The organism is Dolichospermum sp. LEGE 00246, assembly GCF_015207865.1.
Lineage (GTDB): Bacteria > Cyanobacteriota > Cyanobacteriia > Cyanobacteriales > Nostocaceae > Dolichospermum > Dolichospermum heterosporum.
Window position 1 is genome coordinate 1 of sequence record NZ_JADEWA010000402.1, and the last position, 5,064, is coordinate 5,064.

The 5,064-nt window shown below is 39.6% G+C and carries 7 protein-coding genes; 5 read left to right on the top strand and 2 right to left on the bottom strand.

What is annotated here, in order from left to right; genetic code table 11:
• On the top strand, window positions 1–208 hold a 208-nt coding region (locus IQ228_RS20780; RefSeq protein WP_193964249.1), incomplete at its 5' end, for a chromosome segregation ATPase.
• A gap of 458 nt (window positions 209–666) precedes the next feature.
• On the opposite strand, the gene IQ228_RS20785 is transcribed toward IQ228_RS20780, so the two are convergent.
• Window positions 667–966, bottom strand: a complete 300-nt coding sequence (locus tag IQ228_RS20785) for a DUF3349 domain-containing protein (protein WP_027401999.1) — start codon at window positions 964–966, stop codon at window positions 667–669.
• A gap of 2 nt (window positions 967–968) precedes the next feature.
• Window positions 969–1,424, bottom strand: coding sequence for a DUF1308 domain-containing protein (locus IQ228_RS20790; RefSeq protein ID WP_201769132.1), 456 nt, complete (start codon window positions 1,422–1,424; stop codon window positions 969–971).
• A 114-nt stretch (window positions 1,425–1,538) separates the two neighbouring features.
• Here IQ228_RS20790 and leuB point away from each other — a divergent pair, with 114 nt between their 5' ends.
• The 4 genes from leuB to accD all read left to right on the top strand — a co-directional run bounded on the left by leuB (window position 1,539) and on the right by accD (window position 5,039).
• A complete protein-coding gene (gene leuB, locus IQ228_RS20795; RefSeq protein WP_027402001.1) occupies window positions 1,539–2,633 on the top strand; it encodes a 3-isopropylmalate dehydrogenase in 1,095 nt (364 codons plus the stop codon).
• 85 nt (window positions 2,634–2,718) lie between these two features.
• Window positions 2,719–2,979: a hypothetical protein gene (locus IQ228_RS20800; protein WP_193895434.1), complete on the top strand. Its 261-nt coding sequence runs from the start codon at window positions 2,719–2,721 to the stop codon at window positions 2,977–2,979.
• Window positions 2,980–3,005: 26 nt separating this feature from the next.
• Complete coding sequence (locus IQ228_RS20805) at window positions 3,006–3,827, top strand: A24 family peptidase (RefSeq protein WP_027402003.1); 822 nt, start codon at window positions 3,006–3,008, stop codon at window positions 3,825–3,827.
• A gap of 258 nt (window positions 3,828–4,085) precedes the next feature.
• Window positions 4,086–5,039 carry an acetyl-CoA carboxylase, carboxyltransferase subunit beta gene (gene accD / locus IQ228_RS20810; protein WP_193964251.1) on the top strand — a complete coding sequence of 318 codons (954 nt, stop codon included), beginning with the start codon at window positions 4,086–4,088 and terminating at the stop codon, window positions 5,037–5,039.
• Window positions 5,040–5,064: the final 25 nt, after the last annotated feature.

Genomic DNA, 5,064 nt, shown 5'->3' on the forward strand with positions numbered 1-5,064 from the left:
GAATTTAGCTATTAGCCAAAATCAATTACAGGATTTAGTGACAGAAATAAAAAGTCCCCAAGATGCAGTTTATCAAGATATTGTTTTATTAAAAATCAGTAATTTCAAAACTGCTTGTATACAACTTAAAAAAATTGAATGTTTCCAAAATATCGAACGGAAACCTTTAGCATTACCACAAGTGAATAGAATGTTGGGTCTTGGGTAAAATTTCGTCATTGATGATAATATACCCAACTTCTTTAGGACTTACGCCCTGTACAAATTAATCATTTTATGTTTTGACGAAAATAGCCAGCTTTAGGCTTTGATTAATGATTGTATTAATCGTAAACAGACAAATATGGTAAGGGTTTAGCAAAAGCTCATTGGTGTCAACTTAAGCTACAGATAGCTTATTTGTTTGGCTGACAGCCCCGCCCAGAAATGAATTTCCGGGCTAATAAGTAAAGTTTACTAAAGTAAACTGGGGATTTTTAGTCATCTTCAGATGACTTTTGCTATTAGACTGGGAATATGGCTAACGCCACGCTACGCTATCATTCCCAGGCGGGCTACAGGTTTTACGTTAAGTTGACACCAATGAGCATTGCTAAACCCCTACTGATATTGTAAACTCTAGAAAAATTCTACCTTGTTGACGACAACGCACAGGTTTTGTCCTAGTCATAATTTCCCTTCCTCAAGCCACTGTATATAACCACACATAAGTAATCTTTCCTTTAAATTAGCAATAGCTTCAGATGTGGGTACATCAATTGACTGTACTCGATATACATCATTGAGGACAAGACTATAATCTTTACCGCTATAGTAAGCAACAACTTCAGCTAAATTCCTATCTGACATTTCTTCACTGAGTAATGATAAAAGCGGTAAATAAGATTGTGGTTCTATTCCCTTGGGGAAAGCATTTTGAATTAATTTATATGTACTTTGTAGATGTGGTGAAATAGTGATTTGCATGATTAATTACCAGTTAAAGGAAAAGGTAGATGAATATATACATCAAAATCTACACCTTGAGCAGAAGCGGCTCTGACTGCTTTTGCATCTGCTGTAGTGGTGAAAATATTTAGTTGATCACCTGTACCTAATATAATAATATCGTTTATTCCTAATTTTCGTGTTGGTTGCAGATTTAAGGCTCTAGGTGATGGATTATCGGGGATGATAGTTACTCTTTGTAAAAGGCGATTAGCTCTATTTTGTTCTGATAGTCTCGCAATAGTTTTCACTATGGTGGTGAACTCAGCAAACGCAGTTTGAGTCATTACCATTTCTTGTTCTTTTACATATTGTCGCAATTCATAACGAATAGAGGAATTTTCGGCTATAAAAGCTATAGCAGTGCCAGTATCTAAATTAATCATTTGTTGAGCCTCAATTTTAATTTGACCAAAAAGTTTGATTGGGGAGTTCATTGAATCTTCTCTTAAGCTCAAATCCCTATTGCCCAAAATAAAAAAACACGCCATTTGGCACAATTGCTAGGTATGATATTTTATCTACAAACATTTACCCAGCAAAACCTGACTATGACTCAAAACTACCGCATTACCTTACTTCCTGGCGATGGCATTGGTCCTGAAATTATGTCCGTAGCGGTGGACGTGCTAAAAGTCGTAGGGAACCGATTTGATCTTAGCTTTGAATTTTCTACAGCCTTAATCGGTGGCGCTGCTATTGACGCAACCGGCGAACCTCTACCTGCTGTCACCTTAGATATGTGCCGCAATAGTGATTCCGTCCTCCTGGCTGCTATTGGTGGTTATAAATGGGATTCTCTACCCTCGAATTTACGCCCAGAAGCAGGTTTGTTAGGGTTGCGGGCTGGGTTAGAACTATTTGCTAATTTACGTCCTGCAAAAATTCTTCCCCAATTAATTGACGCTTCTACCTTGAAACGGGAAGTTGTGGAAGGTGTAGATATTATGGTGGTGCGGGAACTCACCGGCGGAATTTATTTTGGTAAACCCAAAGGTATTTTTACTACCGAAACCGGAGAAAAACGCGGTGTAAATACGATGGTTTACACAGAATCGGAAATTGAACGGATTGGGCGCGTAGCCTTTGAAACAGCGCGGAAACGGGGTGGGAAACTCTGTTCTGTAGATAAAGCCAATGTGTTAGAAGTATCTCAATTGTGGCGCGATCGCATCACTCAACTTTCCTTAGAATATACTGATGTGGAATTATCTCATTTATATGTGGATAACGCTGCCATGCAATTAGTTCGCGCCCCCAAACAATTTGATACAATTGTCACAGGCAACCTATTTGGTGACATTCTCTCCGATGCAGCGGCGATGTTAACTGGTAGTATAGGAATGTTACCTTCTGCCAGTTTGGGTGCTGATGGTCCTGGTGTCTATGAACCAGTTCACGGTTCAGCCCCAGATATTGCCGGACTTGATAAAGCCAACCCTTTAGCACAGGTTTTAAGTGCCGCCATGATGTTGCGTTATGCTTTCAACCAACCAGAAGCAGCAGACTTAATTGAAAATAGTGTGTTACAAGTTTTACAACAAGGTTATCGCACAGGAGATATTATGTCCCCAGGAATGAAACTAGTCGGTTGTCAAGCTATGGGTGAAGCACTCATGGAAATTCTGGAATTAAAATCACGTTAAATGATAAATCTGGAAATTTCAGCATCTATTGTGAAAATTTTCAGATAAACTAAGAGCAAATCTATAACTTACATAAAAGCAAATAGTGTACGCTTTACAACAAGAACAAGCAAATTTTACCTCACAAAAAAAGCACCCGTCTTTGATTGATCCTACTGTAATTAGAGCCGCTAGTCATATTTACTATACCTACTGTGAAGTCCATCCAGAAATAGTAGGAAAAGCTACAGGGGTAGCAATTAGTCGGGTAACTCATCGGGGTAAAGTGATTTTTACTCATTACCCAGTGCTGTTACCACAGGAATGCTTTGTCCCGTTAAATCAAATTGAGTCCTATATGTATTAGTCAACTAGCAACTGACAAATAACAATATGGACATTTTGATTTATATTCCAGCAAGTATCATTGTTTTTGTCTTGGGGACATCTCTCGGTAGTTTTATTAATGTTGTAGTTTATCGGCTACCGACTGGGTTGTCAGTGCTGTGGCCACCCTCTCGCTGTCCCAAATGCTTAAATAGGTTAAAAGCCTATGATAATATCCCAGTTTTTGGTTGGTTGTGGTTAAAAGGGCGGTGTCGTTATTGCCAAACTCAGATTTCTCGCCGTTATCCATTAATAGAGGCGTTAACAGGGATAATATTTTTAATAGTATTTTGGGTTTTTCAATTTTCAATTTTTACCCTGGGATATTGGGCTTTTTGTAGTTGGTTATTGGCTTTATCTCTTATAGATTTAGATACAATGACCCTACCCAACCCGTTGACTAAATCGGGTTTAATTTTAGGAATAGTCTTTCAAATGGCTGTTGGTTGGCTATCAGACCCGACTGCGGTGGGCTTATCAAAACGCTTAATAACTGGAATAGTTGGTGCTGTCCTGGGCTTATGGTTATTTGATGCGATCGCCCTTTTAGGTTCTATGGCTTTTGGCAAAACGGTCATGGGTGCAGGTGACGCTAAATTAGCTGCTATGATGGGAGCATGGTTAGGATGGCGTTATTTACTCATAGCGGGGTTTATTTCCTGCATTTTGGGAGTATTCATCGGTGGGGGCGCAATTATCCTCTCCCGTCACCAAATGGGACAAAAAATGCCTTTTGGTCCCTTCCTAGCTTTGGGTGCGGTAATCACTGTTTTTTGCGGTGAAACTATTTTGTCCCACTATATGAGATTATTTTTGCCTGGATATTAAGATCATTTTTTAAATCTTTTTTTCATGCTTATGGTTTTATCAACCCAAACCTGTATCCACACTGACTGTAGCTGCTATTACCCTATTGAGATTTGAGATGTTGGTAATATGTCTAAACTATGATTTTTATGATTTTTGTGATTTTTATGATTAACTAATCATCCAAATCAAAACAGTCACACAAATCATAGTTAAGACATTTAATCAGCCAAATCATAGTTCTGATTTTGACCTAATACCTAATTACATAAGATAAAAATGGCAAACAACGAAGAATCACGCGGTTTAAAGTCTCTATTTGATTGGTTCGCAAATCGGCGTAAATCGGGAAGCACCAATTCAGAACGCCAAGAACGGGAAATTGCCGATGGTTTATGGCATAAATGCCCTAAGTGTGGTGTTCTGAGCTATACAAAAGATTTAAGAGCTAATCAAATGGTTTGCGTTGATTGTGGTCATCATAATCGAGTTGATAGTGATGAACGGATTCGCCAATTAATTGATGCTAATACTTGGAAACCATTAGATGAGCATTTATATCCTACTGATCCCTTACAATTCCGCGATCGCAAACTCTATAGCGATCGCTTACGAGAAACACAAGAAAAACTAGGACTTGTAGATGCTGTCAAAACTGGATTAGGTCAAATTAACACCTTACCCCTAGCATTAGGAGTCATGGACTTCCGGTTCATGGGTGGAAGCATGGGTTCTGTCGTCGGTGAAAAACTCACCCGTATGATTGAACAAGCCACCCAACGCCGTTATCCTGTAGTCATCATTTGCACATCAGGCGGTGCAAGAATGCAGGAAGGAATGCTGTCTTTAATGCAAATGGCCAAAATATCCGCCGCCCTCCAACGTCACCGAGACTCCAAACTATTATATATTCCCATTTTAACCAACCCCACTACCGGAGGTGTTACCGCCAGTTTCGCCATGTTGGGTGATCTCATCATCGCCGAACCTAAAGCAACAATTGGTTTTGCTGGTAGACGGGTAATTGAACAAACCCTCAGAGAAAAACTACCAGAAGATTTCCAAACCGCCGAAGACTTACTTAAACACGGGTTTGTTGATGATATCGTCCCCCGGACACAATTAAAAACTACCTTGGCACAACTAATTGCCCTCCACCAACCACTCCCCACAACAACACCAAATATGGTTTTGTGGGAAACAATGAAATTGAGTTCCGCTACTGTTGAGTAGGGGAGTTGGGGGAGTGGGGGAGTTG